We start from the raw sequence: 22932 nt of genomic DNA, 5'->3' as shown, positions 1-22932 counted from the left end.
GCTCGCTCCCACATTGAACATCCGTCACGGCATCGAATTGGTGCATGACAAATCCTTCATGCACCAAAACCTTCCAGAATCGCCGCGCCTGTTGAAAGATCAGGCAAGCGCCGACAGCTATTTCCTACAGATCACCCGATTGGCGCGGCGCTTGCTCTAGCCCATTCAACGTTCATTGCTGGAAGCTTTCCGATGCTGGTGATTCATCGCAGAATCGACCCTCAACCCGTCTGGGCCGCCGAGCTGCACCTGACCTTCGAAGCGCGCAGCAAAAGCCGTTTGCGCTGTTTCAGTGCCGAAGGCGAAGACGTCGGGTTGTTTTTGGAGCGCGGCCAGCCACCGCTGTATGACGGCGAATGCCTGCAGGCTGAAGACGGCCGTGTCGTGCGCGTCTGCGCCCGCCCTGAACAACTGCTCCATGTCACTTGCGCCAATGCGTTCGAACTGACCCGCGCGGCCTATCACCTCGGCAACCGCCATGTCGCCCTGCAAGTCGGCGATGGCTGGCTGCGCCTGCTCGACGATTACGTGCTCAAGGCGATGCTCGAACAGCTCGGCGCGCAGGTCGAGGCTATCGAAGCGCCGTTCCAGCCGGAACACGGCGCTTACGGCGGCGGCCATCATCATTCCCGCCACGGCGACGAAGACTTCAACTACGCGCCGAAACTCCACCAGTTCGGCGTGCGCCTGTGAATCCGGCCTGGGCGCTGCTGCGTCTGGCCAGTCCGCAATTGCCGATTGGCGGCTACAGCTATTCCCAGGGTCTGGAAATGGCGGTGGATAATGGCCGGGTCCACAACCCGGACGGCGCCCGCCGCTGGATCAGCGATCAACTGCTGCTCAACCTCGCGCGCTTCGAAGCGCCGCTGCTGTTGGCGCATTGCCAGGCCGCAGCAGATGAAAACTGGGCCGAATTACGACAACTCTGCGAGAGCCACCGCGCCAGTCGCGAAACCCGCGAGTTGCATCTGGAGAGCCGGCAGATGGGCTACTCCCTGCAGCAGTTGTTGAACGGTTTGCCGGAACTCGATGCGCCCGCCCGCGACTTTCTTGAACAGACCACAGAACCGCATCTCGCCCTGTGCTGGGCACTGGCGGCACGCGCCTGGGGCATCACCCCGCAGGACGCTCTTGCCGCGTGGCTGTGGAGCTGGCTGGAAAACCAGCTCGCCGTATTGATGAAAACCCTGCCGCTGGGCCAGCAAGCCGCCCAGCGCCTGACCAGCGAACTGCTGCCGCTGCTGCAACAGGCGCAGTACGACGCGACCCACATCAACCCCGAACACATCGGCAGCGCCGCGTTTGGCCTGTCTCTGGCGTGCATGGCCCACGAGCGCCAGTACAGCCGTCTCTTCCGCTCTTAGGGCTGTTTATTTTGGAGAATGAAATGGATACACAACCTCTGCGCGTCGGCATCGGCGGCCCGGTCGGTTCCGGCAAAACCGCACTGACCCTGGCCCTGTGCCTGGCCCTGCGCGAGCGCTACAACCTCGCCGTGGTCACCAACGATATCTACACCCGCGAAGACGCCGATTTCCTGGTGCGCAACGAAGCCCTCGCGCCGGAGCGGATCATCGGCGTGGAAACCGGCGGCTGCCCGCACACGGCGATCCGCGAAGACGCCTCGATCAACCTTGAAGCGGTCGACCAACTGAACCGGCGCTTTCCCGGGCTGGATCTGATTCTGGTGGAGTCCGGCGGCGACAACCTCTCGGCGACCTTCAGCCCGGAGCTGTCGGACCTGACCATCTACGTGATCGACGTCTCCGCCGGCGACAAGCTGCCGCGCAAGGGCGGCCCGGGGATCTGCAAGTCCGACCTGCTGGTGATCAACAAGATCGACCTCGCGCCACTGGTGGGCGCCTCGCTGGAAATGATGGACAGCGACACCAAACGCATGCGCAACGGCAAGCCGTTCGTGTTCAGCAACCAGAAAACCGGTCAGGGCCTTGAAGAAATCATCGCCTTCATCGAACGCCAGGGCCTGCTGACCGCCGTCTGATCCACTTATCAACAAGGAAGCTTATCCATGACACTCAAACGCATTCTTGGCGCCGTGGCGCTGCTGCTGACACCGGCACTGGCCTTCGCGCACCCTGGGCATGGCGACAGCGGCCTCGTCGCGGGCATCAGCCACCCGATCGGCGGGCTCGACCACTTGCTGGCAATGCTCGCCGTCGGTTTGTGGGCGGCGCAGCAACAAGGCGCGGCGCGCTGGGCGCTGCCGTGCACGTTTGTCGGCACCATGCTGCTGGGCGGCCTGCTCGGTTTTGAAGGGCTGGAGTTGCCGGCGCTGGAAAGCGGGATTGCTGCTTCGGTATTGGCGCTGGGCCTGGCCGTGGCACTGGCCGTGCGTCCGCCGCTGGTGATGGCGGTGGCAGCGACGGCGCTGTTTGCGCTGTTCCATGGCGTGGCGCATGGGCTGGAGCTGCCGGAAATGAGCAGCCCGTGGGCGTATGCGGCCGGGTTTGTCGCGGCGACAGCGGTTTTGCATGCGCTCGGTTATGGCGTGGTGCGAGTTCTTCCGCAGGCAGCGGCGCCGCTGGTGCGGTTGGCGGGTGCGGCTTCGGCGGCGACTGGGGTGTGGTTGCTCGCAGGCTAATCTCTATCGCCTGAGCCGGCCTCATCGCTGGCAAGCCAGCTCCCACAGGTTATTGGGTAAGTCCACAATTGTGTGAACACTCAATTTCCTTGTGGGAGCTGGCTTGCCAGCGATGACGGCCGATCAGACACCAAACCTTTAAAGGCTGCCTCTCTGCTACCATGTCGCGCAATCGCCCCAGCCCGTGACGCCCGCCCATGCCCCACGCTTCCCGCTCCACCGCCCTGCCCGAATTGACCGCCCTGTTTGGCCAAGTGCAGCAGCACTTCCTCGACGTGATCGTGCCGCTGTGGCAAGGCCCGGGCTGGAATGCCGACATGGCGTTGCCGTACGAGGCGCTGGACGCCGCGCATCAACCGCTGCCAGTGCAGCGCTATCGGGCGATGGCCTGCGCACGGCAGCTGTATCTGTTCTCCAGCCTGATCGGGATTGTGGATAACGCCGAAGTCCGCGCCGCCGCGTTGTTCCGTTCGCTGCAACGGCATTTCCATGATGCCGAGCACGGCGGCTGGTTCTACAGCATCGACGCACAGGGCAAGCCGCTGGACCAGCGCAAGGATCTCTACACCCACGCCTTCATCCTGTTCGCCTGCGCGCATTACTGGGACAAGTCTCGGGATTCGCTGGCCGAGTCGACATTGAACGCCGCGCTGGAAATCATCGGCCGCCGATTCGCCACCGGCGACGGTTTATACGAAGCCTGCCTGGAGCATGACTGGCTCACCCTGCAAACCGGGCCACTGCAAAATCCGCTGATGCATCTGGCCGAAGCTTTTCTGGCGACCCTCGCCGTGCGTGAAGACCCGCAAACGCAGAAGGCCCTGCTTGAGTTATGCACAGCCATGCACAAGCAATTCGTCGATCCGCAATATGGCGTGTTGATGGAGAAGCCACTGGGTGCTGTGGATAACTGGTACGAGCCGGGGCACCAGTTCGAATGGTATTTCCTGCTCGAATCGTCGGCGCTGTTGCGCGATTCGAAACTGCACCGGGCGCTGGATCGGGCGTTTGCCTTTACCGAGCAGTATGGCGTGCTGGAGTCCTGCGGCGCGGTGCGGGCGATGCTTGATCTGGAAAGCAATGGTCGGCCCAGAGATTCCACCCAACGGATCTGGGCTCAAGCCGAATACCTGCGTGCGCTGACCTTGCGGGCGGACAGCGAAGCGGTGGTGCTGCGCCAGTTGCAGGCGTTGCAGCAGCGGTTTCTGCATGCCGGCGGCTGGCATGAGTGTCGCGATGAGAATGGAGAGGTCAGCCGTAAGGACATGCCTTCGACCACGCCTTATCATTTGGCGACTTGTTATAGCGGACTGGCTGAATATCTTCGCTGACCGAACAATTGCATTCGCGAGCAGGCTCGCTCCCACATTTTGGAATGCATTCCCCTGTGGGAGCGAGCCTGCTCGCGAATGGCCTCAGCGCGGTATCAAGCCTTGTTACGCTCGATGGCAAACCCGGCCCAGGTCTGGCTCACCGGCATCAGCTCCAGGCTGTTGATGTTGATGTGCGCCGGGGTGTTCATCACCCAGAAAATCGTCTCGGCGATGTCCTGTGGCTGGATCGGCTCGGCGCCGGCGTAAGTGGCGTTGTAGCGTTCCTGGTCACCGGCAAAACGTACCAGCGAGAACTCGCTTTCGCACAGGCCGGGTTCGATGTTGCTGACCCGCACGCCAGTACCCTGCAGGTCGCAACGCAGGTTCAGCGAGAACTGTTTGACGAAGGCTTTGCTCGCGCCATACACGTGGCTGCCCGGGTACGGGTAGTTACCGGCGATGGAACCGAGGTTGACGATACCGGCGCCACGGCCGTGGGCAATCAGCCGTGGCAGCAGCAGGCGAGTGGCGTACATCAGGCCTTTGACGTTGGTGTCGACCATGGTGTCCCAGTCATCCAGATCGCACTTGGGCGCCGGGTCGACACCGAGCGCCAGGCCGGCGTTGTTGATCAGGCCACGGAGTTTGGCGAACGACGGCGGCAGGTTGGCGATAGCCTCCTCCATCGCTTTGCGATCGCGCACATCGAGAACCAGACCATGCACTTCGGTCTGCTTCGACAGTTCGGCGCACAGGGCATTGAGGCGTTCTTCACGACGGCCGGTCAGTACCAGCTTCCAGCCAGCCTCGGCAAAACGCCGGGCACAGGCTTCACCAAAACCGGACGTCGCGCCGGTGATAAACAGGGTGTCGGACATCGTGTTCTCCTTGCTTCGGCCGCCACGGCAGCCCTTGGAATAGAAAATCAGCAGGCAGCATGCCCGCCCTCGCGAATACGGGCAACACTTGCCAGCTGTACAAAAATCAACCAAGTGCGCCAAGACCTTAGCCTGCGTGGCCTGCAGCCATGTGCACGCATGTTATCCACAATCTGCTCCACAGTTTCCGGGGGCAAGTTCAAACGTTCAAAGCCGCGCCACACAAGGCTTTGCGGGCGAAATGGAAAGTTTTTTGCTTGACCGTGAGGCGGGGGATGTGCGGGACAGGGCATTTTGCACGACGGACGATGTCACCGGATGATTGCGCGAGGCCAGCAATTACGGCGCTCCGCGAGGTCTTTCCAGAGTTTAGTCACAGACTTATCCACAGGCTTGCGCACATGGAATTGCCATGTCGCTGCTCCCCAGAAAAAGGTTGACAACGACGCCGCGCGCTCCAGCAAAAATGCCTGATCAAAAAACAAACACATCCCTGCAAGCCACGTTTCATAAGGCTTGCAGCCAGATACACCCACGTTATTCACAGCCAGCTCCACAGTAACCGGGGACAAGTCAAAACTGTGGAAAAACAGCCATTTGCAGCGTCTATATGTCGCGCTTTGGCAGCTGGGAGAATTTGTTTTCCACAATTCTGAATTCCGCTTGATGTCATGCCTTGATTCCATGTAGGAGCTGCCGAAGGCTGCGATCTTCTGATTTTTTTAAGATCAAAAGATCGCAGCCTTCAGCAGCTCCTACACAGTGAGTTTGAAGGATAAAAAAGCCCCGGGACTCTTGTCGCCGGGGCTGTGTGCAACCGCGAGAAGAATCAGTGCCCACCAAGATAGGCGTTACGCACCTCCTCATTCACCAGCAGTTCTTTGCCGGTGCCGGTCAGGCGAATCTCGCCGTTGACCATCACATACGCCCGGTCCGACAGCTTCAGCGCATGGTTGGCGTTCTGCTCGACGAGGAAAATCGTCATCCCGGTTTTCGCCAGCTCGCGCAGCGTGGCGAAGATCTGCTTCACCACGATCGGCGCCAGACCCAGGCTCGGTTCATCGAGCAGCAACAGCTTCGGCCGGCTCATCAGCGCACGGGCGATGGCGAGCATCTGCTGTTCACCGCCAGACATGGTCATCGCCCGCTGATTGCGTCGCTCTTCAAGCCGTGGAAACAGCTCGAACATGCGCTGCATGTCCTCTTTGGCGTACTTGTCGCCAATCGGGATGGTGCCCATCAGCAGGTTTTCCTCGACGGTCATGTCGGGGAAAACCCGCCGCCCTTCCGGCGACTGCGCGATACCGTTGGAGGCGATGTAGTGCGAGGACTTCTGCGTGATGTCGACGCCCTGATAGAGAATCTGCCCGCCCGCCGCTCTGGGCTGGCCGAAGATCGACATCAGCAAGGTCGACTTGCCGGCGCCGTTTGAGCCGATCAGGCTGACGGTCTCGCCTTCGTTGATTTGCAGAGAAACGCCTTTGAGCGCCTGAATCGGGCCGTAGAACACGTCCAGATTGCGCAGTTCGAGGATCGGTTGGCTCATACCAGCTCCTCTTCATCGGCGCCCAGGTAGGCCGCGATCACTTTCGGATCGTTGCGGATCGCTTCCGGCCCGCCTTCGGCGATGACGATGCCGTGGTCGAGAACCACGATGTGATCGGAAATGCTCATGACCATGCCCATGTCGTGTTCGATCAGCACCACGGTCAGATCGTGCTCGTCGCGCAGCAGCCGGATCATCGCGCTGAGCGCTTCGGTTTCCTGAGGGTTGAGGCCGGCGGCCGGTTCGTCGAGGCAGATGATCTGCGGCCGCGTGCACATGGCCCGAGCAATCTCCAGACGGCGTTGTTGGCCGTACGAGAGTTCACCGGCGAGACGGTTGGCGCAGTCGACCAGATCGACCACTTCGAGCCAGTAGAACGCGACATCCAGCGCATCGCTCTCGGCCTTGCGATAGCCCTTGGTATTGAGGATGCCGGCGAGCATGTTGCGGTTGACCCACATGTGCTGCGCCACCAGCAGGTTTTCCAGCACCGACATTTCCTTGAACAGGCGAATGTTCTGGAACGTACGGGCGAGACCGGCACGGTTCACCAGGTGAGTACCGCCAAACATTTTGTAGTACATGCGGCTGAGGAAGGATTTCGGCGAGACGAAATCGGTCGCTTTGAACGACTCGCCCAGCAACTGGATGACGTTGGTCTGCTGGCCGCGCACATTGAGTTCGATCTTGCCGCCCGTGGCCTTGTAGAAACCGGTCAGGCAGTTGAACACCGTGGTCTTGCCAGCACCGTTGGGGCCGATCAGGGCGAAGATCGAATTGCGTTTGACCTTCAGGCTGACATCGCTCAAAGCCTTGATGCCACCGAAATGCATCATCAGTTTTTCAACAGAGAGTACGACTTCACTCATGGCGCAGTCCTCTCGTAGTGAATGGCACCTTTGCGTGGTTTGACCCCGGTGCGGCTGATGCGGATCAGCCCGCGTGGTCGCCAGATCATCATCAACACCATCAGGATGCCGAACAGCAGCACGCGGTATTCAGCGAAGCCACGCAGCAGTTCCGGGGCGACGGTGAGCACGAATGCGGCGATGACCACGCCGATGGTCGAACCCATGCCGCCGAGCACGACGATGGCGAGAATCAGCGCCGACTCGAAGAAGGTGAACGAGGTCGGGTTGACGAAGCCTTGATAGGTGGCGAAGAACACCCCGGCCAGACCCGCCGTCGACGCACCGATGGTGAACGCCGAGAGCTTGACCAGTACGTGGTTGAGGCCCATCGAGCGACAGGCGATTTCATCTTCACGCAGGGCTTCCCAGGCGCGACCGACCGGCATCTTCACCAGCCGATGCTTGACGTACAACACCGCCAGCACCACCAGGAACAGCACCGCGTAGATGAAGTAATACTTCACGTCCGGGTTGTAGGTCAGGCCGAAGAACTCATGAAACGGCACCCCGCCATCCTTCGCCCGCTTGCCGAACTCCAGACCGAAGAACGTCGGCAATGGCGCCGGCATGCCGTTCGGGCCGCCGGTCAGGGACAGCCAGTTGTTCAGCACCAGACGAATGATTTCACCAAAACCCAGGGTCACGATCGCCAGATAGTCACCGTGCAGACGCAACACCGGGAAACCGAGAATGCAGCCAGCCAGGCCTGCGGTGATTGCCGCCAGCGGCAGCACCGTCCAGAAACCCAGACCCAGATATTGATAACCCAATGCCAGACCGTAGGCGCCGATGGCGTAGAACGCCACGTAACCGAGATCGAGCAGCCCGGCCAGACCGACCACAATGTTCAGCCCCAGCCCCAGCAGCACGTAGATCAAACCAAGGATGACCACCCCCAGCAGATAGGAGTTGGAGACAAACGGCACGATGATCGCCAGCACGATAATCAGCGGGATGATCCAGCGCAGCCGTGATTTGTAATCCGCCGGCAGCACGTGCACACCGGAACCGCTGCTCTCGAACCCGTCGAGGATCTTCAGGCCCTTGGGGGTTTGCAGGAACAGGCTGAGGGCAAAGCGACCGGCCATGACGATGGCAATGATCCACGCCACGCGGGTTGCTTCGAGGTTGAAGCTGTAGCCGTCGAGGACCACGCCGACAATCGGCCCGAACACGATCAGCGCAATCAGGCCGGCAAGAATCGCCTCGACCAGACTTTTTTTGATATCGATGGATTTTTCAATGGTTGCAGACATCGCTTACACCTTCGACACAAGAGGACGGCCCAACAGGCCCTGCGGCCGGAAGACCAGTACGAGGACGAGCAGCGAGAAACTGAACACGTCTTTGTAGTCGGAGTTGACCAGACCGGAGAACAGCGACTCGGAGATGCCGAGGATGATCCCGCCGAGCATCGCGCCGGGCAGTGAACCGATGCCGCCCAGAACCGCTGCGGTGAACGCCTTGATGCCGATGATGAAGCCGGCATAGAAGTCGAACGTGCCGTAGTTCATGGTGATCAGCACACCGGCCAGTGCCGCCATGGCTGCACCGATGATGAACACGTAGGAAATCACCCGGTCGGTGTTGATCCCCAGGATCGAGGCCATCTTGCGGTCTTGCTGGGTCGCACGACACATGCGGCCGAGCTTGGTGTATTTGATGATATAGGTCAGCAGCCCCATGCCGACAAACGCGGCGATCAGGATGAAGACTTTGGTGTAGGTCAGTTGCACGAAGCCGGTGCCGACTTCAACACGCCAGGCACCGGTCAGCAGCGTAGGCACGCCCTGTTGTTTGGCGCCCTGAGCGATCTGTGCGTAGTTCTGCAAAATCAGCGAAATACCGATAGCGCTGATCAGCGGCGCCAGGCGGGTCGAGTTACGCAGGGGTTTGTAGGCAACACGCTCGATGACCCAGCCATATACCGCCGTGACGACGATGGTGAAGATCAGCGTGCCGAGCATAAGCAGCGGGAAGGATTCGATACCGAAGTAAGCCAGCAGAGCCAGACTGATTGCCGCCAGGTAAGCGGAAATCATGTAAACCTCGCCGTGGGCGAAGTTGATCATGCCGATGATGCCGTAGACCATTGTGTAGCCGATGGCGATCAGGCCATAGACCGACCCGAGGGTCAGGCCATTGACCAGTTGCTGCAGGAAAATACCATCCATAACGCAATCTCACGCAGTGAGAACCTGCGCGCCCATGACGCGCGGTTCTTCTAGGAAAAATACAGATGTACGTCGGAGCAATGTCGGAGCGTGATCAGCCCGATCGCCACTGAATCCTGTGGGAGCTGGCTTGCCAGCGATAGCGGTGGATCAGCCAACTTGTGTGTCGATTGACCTGACGCCATCGCGGGCAAGCCCGCTCCCACAGGGTTTCAAGTGAGCCGAGTGATCGCTTCAGCCCTTACTTCTGCTTTTCCAGCTGGTGGTATTTGCCGTCCTTGTCCCACTGGTAAACCACGTAGTCGGAGACTTTCAGGTCGCCTTTGGCGTCCCAGGTCTTCTCGCCCATCACGGTTTTCACCGGGTTGGCCTTCAGCCACTTGGCAGCGGCTTCGCCGTCGTTTTTCTTCGCGCCATTGAACGCTGCCGCCAGGGTCTGAACCGAGGCGTAAGCGTACAGGGTGTAGCCTTCAGGCTCGGTGCCGGCCTTGCGGAACGCGTCCACTACGGTCTTGCTTTCAGGCAACAGGCGCGGGTCGGCGCCGAAGGTCATCAGCACGCCATCGGTGAATTGCGGGCCGCCAGCGGTGGTCACCAGTTCGTCGGTCACGATGCCGTCGTCGGACATGAACTTGACGTCTTTCAGACCTTGTTCACGCAGCTGACGAACCAGCGGACCGGCTTCCGGGTGCAGGCCGCCGAAATAGACGACATCGGCGCCGGCGCCACGGATCTTGGTGACGATGGTGCTGAAGTCTTTCTCGCCACGGGTCAGGCCTTCGTACAGCACAGGCTTGACGCCGCGTTTTTCCAGCTGAGCCTTGGTGGCGTCAGCCAGGCCTTGGCCGTAGGTGTCCTTGTCGTGCAGCACGACGACTTTCTTGCCCTTGAGCATGTCGACGATGTAGTCGCCGGCAACGATGCCTTGCTGGTCGTCACGTCCGCACATACGGAACATGGCGCTGAGGCCGCGTTCGGTCACTTGCGGGTTGGTCGAGCCCGGAGTGATCGCGATGATCCCGGCTTCGTCGTAGATTTCCGACGCTGGAATGGTCGAAGAGGAGCAGAAGTGACCGACCACGCCGGCGACTTTCTGGTTGGTGAGGTCCTTGGCGACCGTCACTGCCTGCTTCGGTTCGCAGGCGTCGTCGCCTTTGACCAGGACGATTTTTTCCCCGTTGACGCCACCCGCCGCGTTGACCGCATCGGCCGCCGCCTGTGCACCCTTCATGTACTGCTCGCCGAATGCCGCGTTGGCACCGGTCATAGGACCCGCTACACCGATCTTGATATCAGCTTGAGCAAACGCAGAAACACCCAGCGCAGTAGCGACTGCGAGGGCCAGAAAGCCTTTCTTGTAAAACGTCTGGGACATGAGGTGGTGCTCCAAGGTTTTTTTTAGTTGGCACTGCGACTTCACTTCACTCAAAGCTCAGAGCAAGGCCCGTGCCATCGGTTTTTTATTCTTCAAAAAGTCGCTGCATTGTTGTTATTTCGACTGTTTCGGTCCCATTTTCATTGGGCGTGCAACCGTCTAAACCGCGGAAGGTGAAACCATTTGTTTTTTCAGGCGCAACCCGCACGCGCCATCATTGCAACCGCAGCGACAAACGACGTGCAACCAGCCTGTAACAGCCCGCGTCACCGAACTGCACACTGCTGGTGCGGGACTGCTACAACCCGCACCATTACAGGCTAGTCGCTGGATGCAAAAGCGCCGCTTGCGGCAACAAATTTCAACACTCAAATAACGATGCGCAGGCACTGGCCCGCGTGATACAGGGAAAACCCGGCCTCGTACAGGCAACTGCGCAAGCCCACACCGGCCAGGGGCTGCATGGGTGCGAAGGGAATCGGCAGTGCCTGCGGATCGCCGTTGCACAGGTAATCGGCGAAAGCTTTGCCGACCACCGTGCCGGTGGTCACGCCGCGACCGTTATAACCGGTGACGGCCACCAGTCCCGGCGCCGGCTCGAACAGACGCATCAGGTGATCAGGTGTAAACGCAATGCGCCCGGTCCAGGTGCATTGCCACTCGACCGGCTTCAGATTGGGGAAATAATGCCGCTGCACCCGATCGGCCCAGGCCTTGAGAAACCAAGTCGGTTTCTGATTGCCATTGCCGAGGCTGCCGAGCAACAGGCGCCCGTCCTTGTCACGGCGGATGCTGCTCAATACCTGACGGGTGTCCCACGAGCCCTGCCCGCCCGGGAGAATTTCTTGCGCAGCGTCTTCGGTAAGTGGCACCGAGGCGATCTGGTAGTAATAGCCGGGAAAGAAATTGCGCTTGAGTTCGGTCCAGTCGCCTTCGGTGTAAGCATTGGAGGCGATGACCACTTGTTCGGCGAGTACCGAACCCTGGGCGGTTTGCACCGACCACTTCTGCCCGACGCGCTCGAGGCGAGTCACCGGCGAATGATCGAACATCTGCCCGCCGAGCCCGCGCACGGCATTGGCCAGCCCGGTGACATAGGCCATCGGATTGAGCGTGCCGGCGCGGCGGTCAAGCAACGCGGCGGCGATTTTCTGCGTGCCGGTGGCTTGCTCGCAGGCCTTGCCGGTGAGCAGTTCGACCGGCGCGCCACGACGTTTCCATTGCTGCTCGCGACTGCGCAGATCCGCCTCGCCCTTGGCGTTATGCGCCATGTGCAAAGTGCCTTCGCGGCGCAATTGGCAATCGATAGCGTATTTATCCACAAGGCTGAACACCAGCGCCGGCGCCGCACCGAGCATGCGGTTGAGCTGACTGCCGACCGCCTCGCCGAACCCCGCTTCGATCTCGTCCGGAGGAATCCACATGCCGGCGTTGACCAGCCCGACATTGCGCCCGGAGCCACCGTGCCCTGCGCGATGCGCTTCCAGCACGCAGACGCTTTTGCCTTTTTCCAACAGATGCAGCGCCGCTGACAACCCGGTGAACCCGGCGCCGATCACACAGACATCGACCTTGACCTCGCCCTTGAGCGCGGTGTTATCCGGGCGTTGTGGCGTGAGCGTTTCCCACAGACATTCTTCGCGTAACGGCATTGCCAGACTCCAACAGAAACCCAACAAACACACAAACCTGAGTGAGCCCCCTGTGGCGAGGGGATTTAGCGAAACGTCGCACCGCCCCGCTGGGTCGCGGAGCGGCCCCAAAATTTCAAAAGCGACGACTGCTTCGCAGCCGAACGGGGATAAATCCCCTCGCCACAGTGCTCACTCCTACAGAGGATCTCCACCTGTCAGTCGAATGTAATGCCCTGCGCCAACGGCAATTCCAGCGAGTAGTTGACGGTGTTGGTCTGCCGGCGCATGTACGCGCGCCAGGCATCGGAGCCGGACTCACGGCCGCCGCCGGTTTCTTTCTCGCCACCAAAGGCGCCGCCGATTTCCGCGCCGCTCGGGCCGATGTTGACGTTGGCGATGCCGCAGTCACTGCCGACCGCCGACATGAACCGCTCGGCCTCACGCACGTCGGTGGTGAAGATGCACGATGACAAGCCTTGCGGCACGGCGTTGTTCAGGCGCAGCGCTTCCTCGAAATCGCTGTAGCCGACCACGTAGAGAATCGGCGCGAAGGTTTCGCTGCAGACCACATCGCTCTGCTCGGGCATTTCCACGATGGCCGGCGACACGTAATAAGCATTGGGGAATTGCTCTTCCAGTTGGCGCTTGCCACCGAACACCCGGCCGCCTTCGCTCAGCGCCTGTTCCAGCGCATCCTGCATGTTTTCGAAGCTGTGCCTGTCGATCAGCGGGCCGACCAGATTGCCTTGCAGCGGATGGCCGATGCGTACTTTCGAATAGGCAGCCTTGAGGCGCGTGACGATTTCTTCCTTGACCGATTCATGGGCGATCAGACGGCGCAAAGTCGTGCAGCGTTGCCCGGCGGTGCCGACGGCGCTGAACAGAATCGCGCGCACTGCCATGTCCAGATCGGCGCTCGGGCCGAGGATCATCGCGTTGTTGCCGCCCAGTTCAAGGATGCTGCGGGCAAAACGCGCGGCGACTTTCGGCGCCACTTCGCGGCCCATGCGCGTGCTGCCGGTGGCGCTGATCAGCGCGACACGCGGATCATCGACCAGCGCTTCGCCGGCATCGCGACCGCCGATCACCACCTGGCACAGGCTCGGTGGGGCATCACTGAAATTTTTCACCACGCGATCAAACAGCGCCTGACAGGCCAGCGCGGTCAGCGGGGTTTTCTCTGATGGCTTCCACACCACCGGGTTGCCGCAGACCAGCGCCAGGGTGGTGTTCCACGCCCACACTGCGACCGGGAAGTTGAACGCGCTGATGACGCCGACCACGCCGAGCGGATGCCAGGTTTCACGCATATGGTGGCCCGGGCGCTCGGAGGCGATGGTCAGACCGTACAACTGGCGCGACAGGCCAACGGCGAAATCGCAGATGTCGATCATCTCCTGTACTTCACCCAGGCCTTCCTGAGTGATCTTGCCAGCCTCCCACGACACCAGCTCGCCGAGATCGGCCTTGTACTCGCGCAACACTTCGCCGAACTGACGCACCAGCTCACCGCGACGCGGTGCCGGCACCTTGCGCCAGTGCTCGAATGCATGATCTGCGCGACTGATGTGCTGCTCGACTTCGGCAGCGCCCTCCCAGTTCACCGAGGCAATTTCACTGCCATCGATGGGCGAATGCACCGGCACCTTGCCGTTCTGGTACAGGGCCGGGTTGACTCCAAGACGATCAAGCAATGCGGCTACCATCGGTCTCTCCTCAAGCAAAAACAGAATATGTGCGGCCATCCTTTGCATGGCCGGGCAGGCCTTTAGTTGTAGCCTCACTGCGGCGATGCAACAAACGACCTTTACGCCAGATATCATTCCGTTTATTCATGCTGCCTTGAGAAAGACAAGAAAAAGGACTGGCCATGCTGAACAAACGCCACTTGCCCTCGATCACCGCGCTGCAATGCTTCGAGGCCGTGACCCGGCACCTGAGTTTTACCCGCGCCGCCGAAGAGCTGAACCTGACCCAGAGTGCGGTGAGCAAACAGGTCGCACAGCTTGAAGAACTGTTGCAGCACTTGCTGTTCCGCCGCGTGCGTCGGCGCTTGCAGATGACGCCGGCCGGGGATTTGTATCTGGTCGAGGTCAGAAAAATCCTCAGCCAAGTGGAGATGTCGACGCATTACCTGCGTTCCTACGGCGGCGAAACCGAAGTCTTGCGCGTCTCCACCCCGTCAACCTTCGGCGCCCGTTGGCTGGTGCCGCGCCTGAAAGGCTGGCGCCTGCGCCATCCGTCGATTCATCTGGATCTGTGTAACGAGCAGGAAGCCGACGATCTGTTGCAGGGGCGCAGCGATCTGGCCTTCTATTTCGGCCAGGCTTCGCGTCCGGGCACCGAATGCCTGAAATTGTTCGGCGAACAACTGGTGCCGGTCTGCGCCCCGGGCAGCCTGCCGGACACGCCATTCACTGACCCGACGCAACTCACCGACCTGGTACTGCTGCAAAATGCCTCGCGACCGCAGGCCTGGCACGACTGGTTCGACAGTCAGGGCTACCACACCGAACACAGCTACCACGGGCCGCGTTTCGAAACCTTTTACATGTGCATCCGCGCCGCCCAGGTCGGCTGTGGCGTGGCGCTGCTGCCGCGGTTTCTGGTGGAAGAGGAATTGGCCGAAGGCAAACTGGTCATACCCTGGCAGCATGCGATGCCCAGCAGCGATGCCTATTACCTGGCCTACCCGGAGCACGCGGCGGAAGTGCCGAAGGTGCGGGATTTTGTGAAATGGATGCTTGAACAAATCGATAGCCCGGTGTGAGGTCAACCGGGATCCCTGTGGGAGCGAGCCTGCTCGCGAAAGCGTCGGGTCAGCCACATCATCTTTAACTGACACACCGCCTTCGCGAGCAGGCTCGCTCCCACAGTGGATCTGCGGCGCTCTGAAAAAATGCTGGCAATCCCCACCGCCGATATGCGCCACTAGCGCCATCGATATAGACCGCGCCAGGCGCGGCGCAACTGGAGACCCGTTTATGAGCGAGAGTGTGTTTGCCGATCGCATCGTGCAGAACCTGCTCGACACCGACTTCTACAAGCTGACGATGATGCAGGCGGTGCTGCACAACTACCCCAACGTCGAAGTCGAATGGGAGTTCCGCTGCCGCAACGCCGAGGATCTGCGTCCGTATCTGGCCGAGATCCGCCACCAGATCGAGCGACTGGCCGAGCTGAGCCTGAGTGCCGATCAGTTGAGTTTTCTCGAGCGCATCACTTTCCTGAAACCGGACTTCCTGCGTTTCCTGGGTCTGTTCCGCTTCAACCTGCGTTACCTGCACACCGGCATCGAGAACGGAGAGTTGTTCATCCGCCTGCGCGGGCCGTGGCTGCATGTGATCCTCTACGAAGTGCCGCTGCTGGCGATCGTCAGCGAAGTGCGCAATCGCTATCGCTACCGGGAGACTTCGCTGGAGCAGGCACGCGAACAGCTGTATCGCAAGTTCGACTGGCTGACCGCCAATGCTTCGGCCGATGAGCTGTCGCAATTGCAGGTTGCCGATTTCGGCACGCGTCGACGCTTTTCCTTTGGCGTGCAGGCCGAAGTGGTCAACGTGCTCAAGCACGACTTCCCGGGTCGTTTCGTCGGTACCAGCAATGTGCACCTGTCCCGCGAGCTGGACATGAAACCGCTGGGCACCATGGCCCACGAGTGGATCATGGCCCATCAGCAACTCGGCCCGCGCCTGATCGACAGCCAGATCGCCGCGCTCGATTGCTGGGTTCGCGAGTACCGTGGCCTGCTCGGCATTGCCCTCACCGATTGCATCACCACCGATGCGTTTCTTGGCGATTTCGATCTGTTCTTCGCCAAACTCTTCGATGGCCTGCGCCACGATTCCGGGGACCCGGTGGCGTGGGGTGAAAAGTGCATCGCGCACTATCACAAGCTCGGCATCGACCCGATGAGCAAGACCCTGGTGTTTTCCGACAGTCTGACCCTGCCCAAATCGCTGGAGATTTTCCGCGCGCTGCACGGTCGCATCAATGTGAGCTTCGGCATCGGTACCAACCTCACTTGTGATATCCCGGGTGTCGAACCGATGAGCATCGTGCTTAAAATGACCGCCTGCAACGGCCAGCCGGTGGCGAAGATCTCCGACGAGCCTGGCAAGACCCACTGCAAAGATCCGAATTTCGTCGCCTATTTGCGACATGTGTTCAAGGTTCCTGCCGAATCCAGTCTATCTAGCAAGGAGTGAATTCATGCAAGCCGTACAGCGTGAGATTGCTGAGCAGCTCAAGGTGCAACCACCGTTCGCCGACGATCAGGCCCTGCAGGCGGAAATCGCCCGGCGCCTGACGTTCATCCAGGAATGTCTGGTCAATTCCGGGCTCAAGACCCTGGTGCTGGGCATCAGCGGCGGCGTCGACTCACTGACCGCCGGCCTCCTGGCCCAGCGCGCGGTACGTGAACTGCGCGAAAAAACCGGCGACGACCGCTACAAATTCATCGCCGTGCGCCTGCCGTATGAAACCCAGTTCGACGAGCACGACGCCAAGGCTTCGCTCGACTGCATCGCCCCTGACGAAATCCACACCGTGAACATCGGCCCGGCGGTCAAGGCACTGGCGGCTCAGGTGTCAGCGTTCGAAGGCAAACCGGCGGCGTCGGTGGACTTCGTGCTGGGTAATACCAAGGCGCGGATGCGCATGGTGGCGCAGTACACGATTGCCGGGGTGGCGGGCGGTCTGGTGATTGGCACCGACCATGCGGCGGAAGCGGTGATGGGTTTCTTCACCAAATTCGGCGATGGCGCCTGCGACCTCGCCCCGCTCAGTGGCTTGGTGAAAAATCAGGTGCGCGCCATTGCCCGCAGCTTTGGCGCGCCGGAATCGCTGGTCGAAAAAGTCCCGACAGCCGACCTCGAAGATCTTTCGCCAGGCAAGCCGGACGAAGCAGCGCATGGCGTGACCTATGCCGAGATCGATGCATTCCTGCACGGTGAAGCGGTGCGGGAAGAGGCGGCGAAGATCATTGTCGACACGTACAACAAGACCCATCACAAACGCGTGATGCCGTTTGCGCCTTGAGGTATGGAAATGCCTGCACGAGCCTGTAGGAGCCTGTAGGAGCTGACGAGTGCAACGAGGCTGCGATCTTTTGATCTTGCTTTGAAGATCAAGATCAAGAGATCGCAGCCTTCGGCAGCTCCTACACAAAAAAAGCGTCCCGGGGGGACGCTTTTTTTGTGCCTGGTTTATTTGACGACGATAGTGCCTTTCATCATCGAGATATGGCCAGGGAACGAGCAGAAGAAGCCGTATTTTTCAGCGGCATCCAGCTTCGATACATCAAAGGTCACCGAATCGGTTTCCTTGGCGCCGATGATCTTGGTGTGGGCGATGATGCGGGCGTCGCCATCTTTCAGGTAGTTCTTGTCGATACCGGCTGCCAGGCCGTCGGTAGCGATTGGCTGCATGTCAGCTTCTTTGCTGATCACCAGGTTATGGCCCATGACGGTCTTCGGCAGGCTGCCGGAGTGGGTCAGTTCGACGGTGAAGGTCTTGCAGCTCTTGTCGATCACGATTTCCTTGGTGTTGAAGGTCATCTGATCGGTGGAATCAACGGTGGTTTTGCACTCGGCAGCCATCAATTGGCTGCTGGCCAGCGCCAGCAGGGATACCGCAACAACTTTGGAAAACATGGTGAATCTCCAAGGCAGGGTTAACAAAAACACTAGTGGTGGAAAGACTGCCTGAAATCATCGCAAGTTCATATGACTTGAGTCAAAAATTGTATACAACTTTCAGGCTATGACACTCATCGACACAATCTAACGGCCATTTTGTACGGCCAACCCTATGATCGGCCCACCTACTGAAACGGAGTGCAAGTCATGTTCTTTAACGGTCTGTTGTGCAGCTTGCTCGCCGCCTACGCTTGTGGCGCCAGCGGTACTTTTGAATCACCCGAACGCGAAGTCTAGCCCTTGGAGCGCAGCGTGCCAGCCGTTACCCTGTGCGCCTGATCGACCCAGGAGTAACGCATGTCGCTGAAATCCGTTTGTGTGTTTTGCGGTGCCAATGCCGGTACCGTGCCGGCCTACACTGAGGCTGCCGTGGCCCTTGGCCGGGCATTGGCCGAGCGAAATCTGACGCTGGTCTACGGCGGCGGCGCGGTCGGCTTGATGGGCATTGTGGCTGATGCCGCGCTGGCCGCTGGCGGCGAAGTGATCGGCATCATTCCGCAAAGCCTGATGGACAAGGAGATCGGCCACAAGAGCCTGACGCGCCTGGAAGTGGTCGACGGCATGCATGCGCGCAAGGCGCGGATGGCCGAACTCAGCGATGCATTCATCGCCCTGCCCGGCGGCCTCGGCACGCTGGAAGAGCTGTTCGAAGTCTGGACCTGGGGCCAGCTCGGCTACCACGGCAAGCCTTTGGGGCTGCTGGAAGTGAACGGTTTCTACAGCAAACTCACGGCTTTTCTCGATCATATCGTCGGCGAAGGCTTCGTTCGCGCGCCACACCGTGACATGCTGCAAGTGAGCGAATCGCCAGATTCCCTGCTCGACGCCCTCGATCAGTGGCAGCCGACCGTCACGCCCAAGTGGGTCGACCAAAAACCCGGTTAACCCCCGGACACCGATACAGGGCAGAATACGCGCCGCTCAACCTCACCTTCGACCCCAGAGGATCGCCCATGGCCAAACCCAATTACTCCTTCGCCAAACGTCAACGAGACCTGGCAAAGGAACAGAAGAAAGAGGAAAAGCTTCAGCGCAAGAAGCAAACCGCTGAAGAAGCGGCACTGAACCCTGACGGTGAAGTGGCGACCGATGATGATGTTGATGCATCCGATGCACCGAAAGATCAGACGCCCGACGCCTGAGCCCCACCGGGTTTGATGATCGAATCAGACCCTGCGGATTTGTGACGGGGCTGGCAGTTCTGCTGCCGGCCCTCACAGCCCTGCTTTCCCTGAAACACCAAAATCCCCTGTGGGAGCGAGCCTGCTCGCGAATGCGATATATCTGTTACAAATCTATTGGCTGACCTGACGCTTTCGCGAGCAGGCTCGCTCCCACATTTGAAGACTCATCAATTCTGAGGCATCACCGTAACCCGCACTTCCGGGTCGTGATTACCGCCACCGAGAATCACTCCGCGCAACGGCGACACATCGGAGAAATCCCTTCCCCACGCCAACGTGATGTGTTCCAGCGCCGGCCGCACATTGTTGGTCGGATCGAAATCCACCCAGCCCGATACCGGACAGAACACCGATACCCACGCATGCGAGGCGTCGGCGCCGATCAGGCGTGGCTGCCCCGGCGGCGGCTGGGTCAGCAGGTAGCCGCTGACATAACGCGCCGCCAGACCGCGCGAGCGCACACAGGCCAGCATCAGATGAGCGAAGTCCTGACACACGCCGCGTCGACGCTCCAGCACTTCCACCAGCGGCGTCGCCACCTGGGTGGCTTCGGCATCGAAGGTGAATTCGCTGAAGATCTTCTGCATCAGCGCCTGCACGCCGAGCAGCAACGGTCGCCCTGGCGGAAAACAGCTTTGCGAGAACTCGACGAAGCTGCGCTTCAAATGCACATAAGGTGACTGGAACCGGTAGCGACAGGCTTCGAGCAAGTCGGCGGACAACGGCTGACTGCTGTAGGTCAGCGCATCGCGGGTCTGCTCCCACGCCGGCGACTGATTAAAATCCAGCGCCGGTCGCGCCAGTACCTCGACCGTCAGCCGGGCGTTGACCTGCAATTGGTCATGGGGCCGCTCAAAGGCCAACCGCGTCAGCGGATTGCCGAAAACATCCAGCTCATCCCGGCGCATGGTCGGTTCGGGGCTGATCAGCAACTGCTGCTCGGTGCAGCGCTGCCAGCTGCATTCGCGCGGCCACAGGTGCGCCAGTTGCTGCGCGAGGGAGACCGGGCTGTCGTAGTGATAACAGGTGTCGTGAAAGATCTGGTACTGAGCGCTCATCACACGGACACCGTTCGCTGGCTGACATCATCGACATGGGCGAAATGGCGCAGGGCCAGACGATCCGATACCTGGCCGCTGGCTTCGGCGATTTCCTGCAACAGATCGGCCAGACCATCCAGCGCGGCACGTACGCTGGATTTGCCGAACAGCGGGTTCTCCAGACAACCGAGATCAAACCGCGAGAGGCGTTCGACCAGCTGCGGCAGCGCGGTTTCGCGAGGTGCGCCGAAGTCGTCGTTCAAGCGTTTCAGCGTGCGGGTGACCAGTTTCAGCTGAAACAGCACCGCGTGGGGGTTCTGCTCATCCAGCAACAGCAGATCGAGCACCGGAATCAATTGCGCCACCGCCAGATAGCGTGAGCGATAGGTGATGCTGCTGTTACCCAACTCCAGCAACCACTCCAGCCCGGCCTGATCGAAAGCACCCGCACCGCGCAGAAATGCGGCGAGGCTGCTGCTGAGAAATTGCAGGCGTTCGATGCGCCGGCCAATCATCAGAAAGCGCCAGCCTTCATCGCGGGTCATGTCATCCAGCGCAAACCCCGACAGCGCTGCCAGCGACATCACCAGACGGTTGAGAAAATCCAGCAGTTCGCCGAAGTCCGGTTCATCGACTTCCAGCTCCAGCGCCTCGCGCTGCAATTCGACCAGCGCCTGCCAGTTTTCCCGGGACAGCTTGCCGCGCACTTGCGAGGCGGCCCATTGCAGGCGTTGCAAGTTGGAGCGCAGGCTGAACGACCAATCCTCGCCCAGCAACGCAGCGAGCAGGCGCTCCGGCAGTTCGCCCTCATCCGGCAACAGCGCCAGCCGCTCGCCGAGATCGACCGCTGCTTGCAGCGCCTGCGGATCATCGCCATCGACGTAACGCGTGAGCATGATGCGCAGCAGCCGCGCGCTGTCGTCACAGCGCTCGCAGTAGCGGCCGAACCAGAACAGATTCTCCACCACCCGCGACGGCAGGTACGGATCGCGCCGCACCAGATCGTGCACGCCGACATTGCGCTGCGCCTTCCACTGCTCGCCACTCGGCGCACGGTCGCTGAGCACCCAGGTGTCCTTGCTCGCCCCGCCGCGCTGCATCGACACCACTTCGGCATCAGCCTCGGCCGCCACTCGGGTCAGACCGCCCGGCAACACGCGGTAGCCGTCGTGGCTGGCCACCGCATACATGCGCATGCCGATCGCGCGGGGTTGCAGATGACCGTCTTCGGCTTGCCACACCGGCGCCTGCGACAGTTGCGCGAGTTCTTGCGCGACGTAGGCATAAGGCCGCGCCTGCATACGCTGCGCCAGTTCCAGGCGCTGGCTTTCACTCAAATCACGGCCGAAAACAGGCGCGAAACTCTGCGACGGGAACGCCGGTTTGATCAGCAGCTCCGGAAGTTTTTCCAACGCCTGCGCCAACACTGGCGCTTCACCGCACCACCAGGTGGCGATCGAGGGCAGGATCAGTTCTTCGCCGAACAGGAACTGATTGATCTTCGGCAGAAACCCCAGCAGGCCCGGCGATTCGAGCACGCCGCTGCCTAGCGCATTGGCCACCAGCACCCGCCCCTGACGCACCGCCTCAAGCAGACCGGGGACGCCGAGCGCCGAGTCGGTACGCAGTTCCAGCGGGTCGCAGAAATCATCATCGAGGCGGCGCATGATCGCGTGCACCCGGCGCAGGCCGCTGAGGGTTTTCAGGTAAACGGTGGCATTGCGCACCGTCAGATCGCCGCCCTCGACCAGCGGATAGCCGAGCTGGCGCGCCAGATACAGATGTTCGAAATAACTTTCATTGAACCGCCCCGGTGTCAGCAGCACCACCAGCGGTGCGTCATCGCCCTCCGGTGCCTGACGGGCCAAAGTTTCCTGCAAGGTGCGGAAGAAACCGGCCAGATGCTGGACCTTAAGATCCCGGTACAAATCGGGAAAGGCGCGGGAGACGATGGTGCGGTTTTCCAGCGCATAGCCGGCCCCGGACGGCGCCTGGGTGCGATCGGCAGTGACCCACCAGCGACCATCCGGTGTGCGCGCCAGATCCACGGCATACAAATGCAAAAAGGCTGATTCGGGCGGGGCAATGCCCTGACAGGGCCAGAGAAAATTGTTGTGTCCGAATACCAGCTCGGCGGGCAGCAGGCCTTCGCTGATCAACCGCTGCGGACCGTACAGATCCGCCAGCACTGCATTGAGCAAGCGCGCACGCTGAGCGATGCCGGCGGACAATTGCTGCCATTCATCTGCCGCGATCACATGGGGCAGCAGATCCAGCTCCCACGGCCGGTCAGCGCCCTTGGGATCGGCATAGACGTTGTAGGTGACGCCGTTTTCCTGAATCTGCCGCGCCAGCAAGGCTTGGCGCTGCACCAGTTGCGCCGGACTGCTGCGCTGCAACTGATCGAACAGGCGCTGCCAATGCGAGCGCACCGCGCCGCTGCCGTCGAGCAGTTCATGATAGGTGCCCGCGGTCAGCGGGTAGCGGTCTAGCAGGTCAGGCATGGAAAGCTCGGCAGACAGCAGGGAACGGTCAGACTAACGCAGGCACATGACACGCGGATATACGAAAAATCC

The 22932-nt window shown here is 60.7% G+C and carries 21 protein-coding genes; 10 read left to right on the top strand and 11 right to left on the bottom strand.

Annotated elements, in window-relative coordinates; all coding sequences use genetic code 11:
- Nucleotides 1-192 precede the first annotated feature (192 nt).
- The 5 genes from ureE (at nt 193) to AB4O45_RS16125 (ending at nt 3933) form a co-directional block, all read left to right on the top strand.
- Nucleotides 193-693, top strand: coding sequence for an urease accessory protein UreE (gene ureE / locus AB4O45_RS16145; protein ID WP_039756959.1), 501 nt, complete (start codon nt 193-195; stop codon nt 691-693).
- The gene (locus AB4O45_RS16140; protein ID WP_460142659.1) at nt 690-1364 is read left to right on the top strand and encodes an urease accessory protein UreF; all 675 of its coding nucleotides are present in this window, start codon (nt 690-692) and stop codon (nt 1362-1364) included. The genes ureE and AB4O45_RS16140 overlap by 4 nt, the downstream gene beginning before the upstream one ends.
- Nucleotides 1365-1387: 23 nt before the next feature.
- Nucleotides 1388-2002, top strand: a complete 615-nt coding sequence (gene ureG / locus AB4O45_RS16135; protein ID WP_460142658.1) for an urease accessory protein UreG — start codon at nt 1388-1390, stop codon at nt 2000-2002.
- 27 nt (nt 2003-2029) lie between these two features.
- Nucleotides 2030-2602, top strand: coding sequence for a HupE/UreJ family protein (locus tag AB4O45_RS16130; protein WP_041480708.1), 573 nt, complete (start codon nt 2030-2032; stop codon nt 2600-2602).
- Nucleotides 2603-2799: 197 nt separating this feature from the next.
- Nucleotides 2800-3933 (top strand): AGE family epimerase/isomerase, encoded by a 1134-nt coding sequence (locus tag AB4O45_RS16125; protein ID WP_460160297.1) that lies wholly within the window; start codon nt 2800-2802, stop codon nt 3931-3933.
- Nucleotides 3934-4028: 95 nt separating this feature from the next.
- Here AB4O45_RS16125 and AB4O45_RS16120 read toward each other — a convergent pair whose 3' ends face one another.
- From AB4O45_RS16120 to amaB, 8 genes are all read right to left on the bottom strand, one after another.
- Nucleotides 4029-4793: an SDR family oxidoreductase gene (locus AB4O45_RS16120; RefSeq protein ID WP_016771914.1), complete on the bottom strand. Its 765-nt coding sequence runs from the start codon at nt 4791-4793 to the stop codon at nt 4029-4031.
- A gap of 829 nt (nt 4794-5622) precedes the next feature.
- A complete protein-coding gene (locus AB4O45_RS16115; protein ID WP_016771915.1) occupies nt 5623-6339 on the bottom strand; it encodes an ABC transporter ATP-binding protein in 717 nt (238 codons plus the stop codon).
- The gene (locus tag AB4O45_RS16110; protein WP_041480710.1) at nt 6336-7208 is read right to left on the bottom strand and encodes an ABC transporter ATP-binding protein; all 873 of its coding nucleotides are present in this window, start codon (nt 7206-7208) and stop codon (nt 6336-6338) included. The genes AB4O45_RS16115 and AB4O45_RS16110 overlap by 4 nt, the downstream gene beginning before the upstream one ends.
- Entirely contained in the window at nt 7205-8506 is a 1302-nt protein-coding gene (gene livM / locus AB4O45_RS16105; protein ID WP_236168123.1) for a high-affinity branched-chain amino acid ABC transporter permease LivM, read from the bottom strand. Before livM ends, AB4O45_RS16110 begins: the two co-directional genes overlap by 4 nt.
- A 3-nt stretch (nt 8507-8509) precedes the next feature.
- A complete protein-coding gene (locus AB4O45_RS16100) occupies nt 8510-9424 on the bottom strand; it encodes an ABC transporter permease subunit (RefSeq protein ID WP_041480712.1) in 915 nt (304 codons plus the stop codon).
- A gap of 241 nt (nt 9425-9665) precedes the next feature.
- A complete protein-coding gene (locus AB4O45_RS16095; protein ID WP_041480713.1) occupies nt 9666-10799 on the bottom strand; it encodes an ABC transporter substrate-binding protein in 1134 nt (377 codons plus the stop codon).
- Nucleotides 10800-11167: 368 nt separating this feature from the next.
- A complete protein-coding gene (gene amaA, locus AB4O45_RS16090; protein WP_460160296.1) occupies nt 11168-12451 on the bottom strand; it encodes an L-pipecolate oxidase in 1284 nt (427 codons plus the stop codon).
- A gap of 197 nt (nt 12452-12648) precedes the next feature.
- Entirely contained in the window at nt 12649-14139 is a 1491-nt protein-coding gene (gene amaB, locus AB4O45_RS16085) for an L-piperidine-6-carboxylate dehydrogenase (protein WP_024011383.1), read from the bottom strand.
- A 164-nt stretch (nt 14140-14303) separates the two neighbouring features.
- Between amaB and AB4O45_RS16080 the strand changes: the two genes are divergently transcribed.
- From AB4O45_RS16080 to nadE, 3 genes are all read left to right on the top strand, one after another.
- Complete coding sequence (locus AB4O45_RS16080) at nt 14304-15203, top strand: LysR family transcriptional regulator (RefSeq protein WP_071174249.1); 900 nt, start codon at nt 14304-14306, stop codon at nt 15201-15203.
- A 214-nt stretch (nt 15204-15417) separates the two neighbouring features.
- Entirely contained in the window at nt 15418-16641 is a 1224-nt protein-coding gene (gene pncB, locus AB4O45_RS16075) for a nicotinate phosphoribosyltransferase (protein ID WP_076565435.1), read from the top strand.
- 4 nt (nt 16642-16645) lie between these two features.
- On the top strand, nt 16646-17473 hold the full coding sequence (gene nadE / locus AB4O45_RS16070; RefSeq protein WP_460160295.1) for an ammonia-dependent NAD(+) synthetase: 828 nt from the start codon (nt 16646-16648) through the stop codon (nt 17471-17473).
- Nucleotides 17474-17640: 167 nt separating this feature from the next.
- Here nadE and azu read toward each other — a convergent pair whose 3' ends face one another.
- Complete coding sequence (azu, locus tag AB4O45_RS16065) at nt 17641-18087, bottom strand: azurin (protein WP_252885227.1); 447 nt, start codon at nt 18085-18087, stop codon at nt 17641-17643.
- Nucleotides 18088-18429: 342 nt separating this feature from the next.
- Between azu and AB4O45_RS16060 the strand changes: the two genes are divergently transcribed.
- Both AB4O45_RS16060 and AB4O45_RS16055 read left to right on the top strand, forming a co-directional pair.
- Complete coding sequence (locus AB4O45_RS16060) at nt 18430-19017, top strand: LOG family protein (protein WP_024011379.1); 588 nt, start codon at nt 18430-18432, stop codon at nt 19015-19017.
- Between the two features lie 68 nt (nt 19018-19085).
- Nucleotides 19086-19274, top strand: coding sequence for a hypothetical protein (locus tag AB4O45_RS16055; RefSeq protein ID WP_016771927.1), 189 nt, complete (start codon nt 19086-19088; stop codon nt 19272-19274).
- A gap of 209 nt (nt 19275-19483) precedes the next feature.
- On the opposite strand, the gene AB4O45_RS16050 is transcribed toward AB4O45_RS16055, so the two are convergent.
- Both AB4O45_RS16050 and AB4O45_RS16045 read right to left on the bottom strand, forming a co-directional pair.
- Nucleotides 19484-20374, bottom strand: coding sequence for a transglutaminase family protein (locus AB4O45_RS16050; RefSeq protein WP_110602754.1), 891 nt, complete (start codon nt 20372-20374; stop codon nt 19484-19486).
- Nucleotides 20374-22860 carry a circularly permuted type 2 ATP-grasp protein gene (locus AB4O45_RS16045; protein WP_150741657.1) on the bottom strand — a complete coding sequence of 829 codons (2487 nt, stop codon included), beginning with the start codon at nt 22858-22860 and terminating at the stop codon, nt 20374-20376. The genes AB4O45_RS16050 and AB4O45_RS16045 overlap by 1 nt, the downstream gene beginning before the upstream one ends.
- Between the last annotated feature and the right edge of the window lie 72 nt (nt 22861-22932).

The sequence above is a fragment of the Pseudomonas sp. S2_B10 genome, from assembly GCF_054668425.1.
Note: the sequence above shows the minus strand (reverse complement) of the source record. Positions and strands in the feature narration are given on the sequence as shown.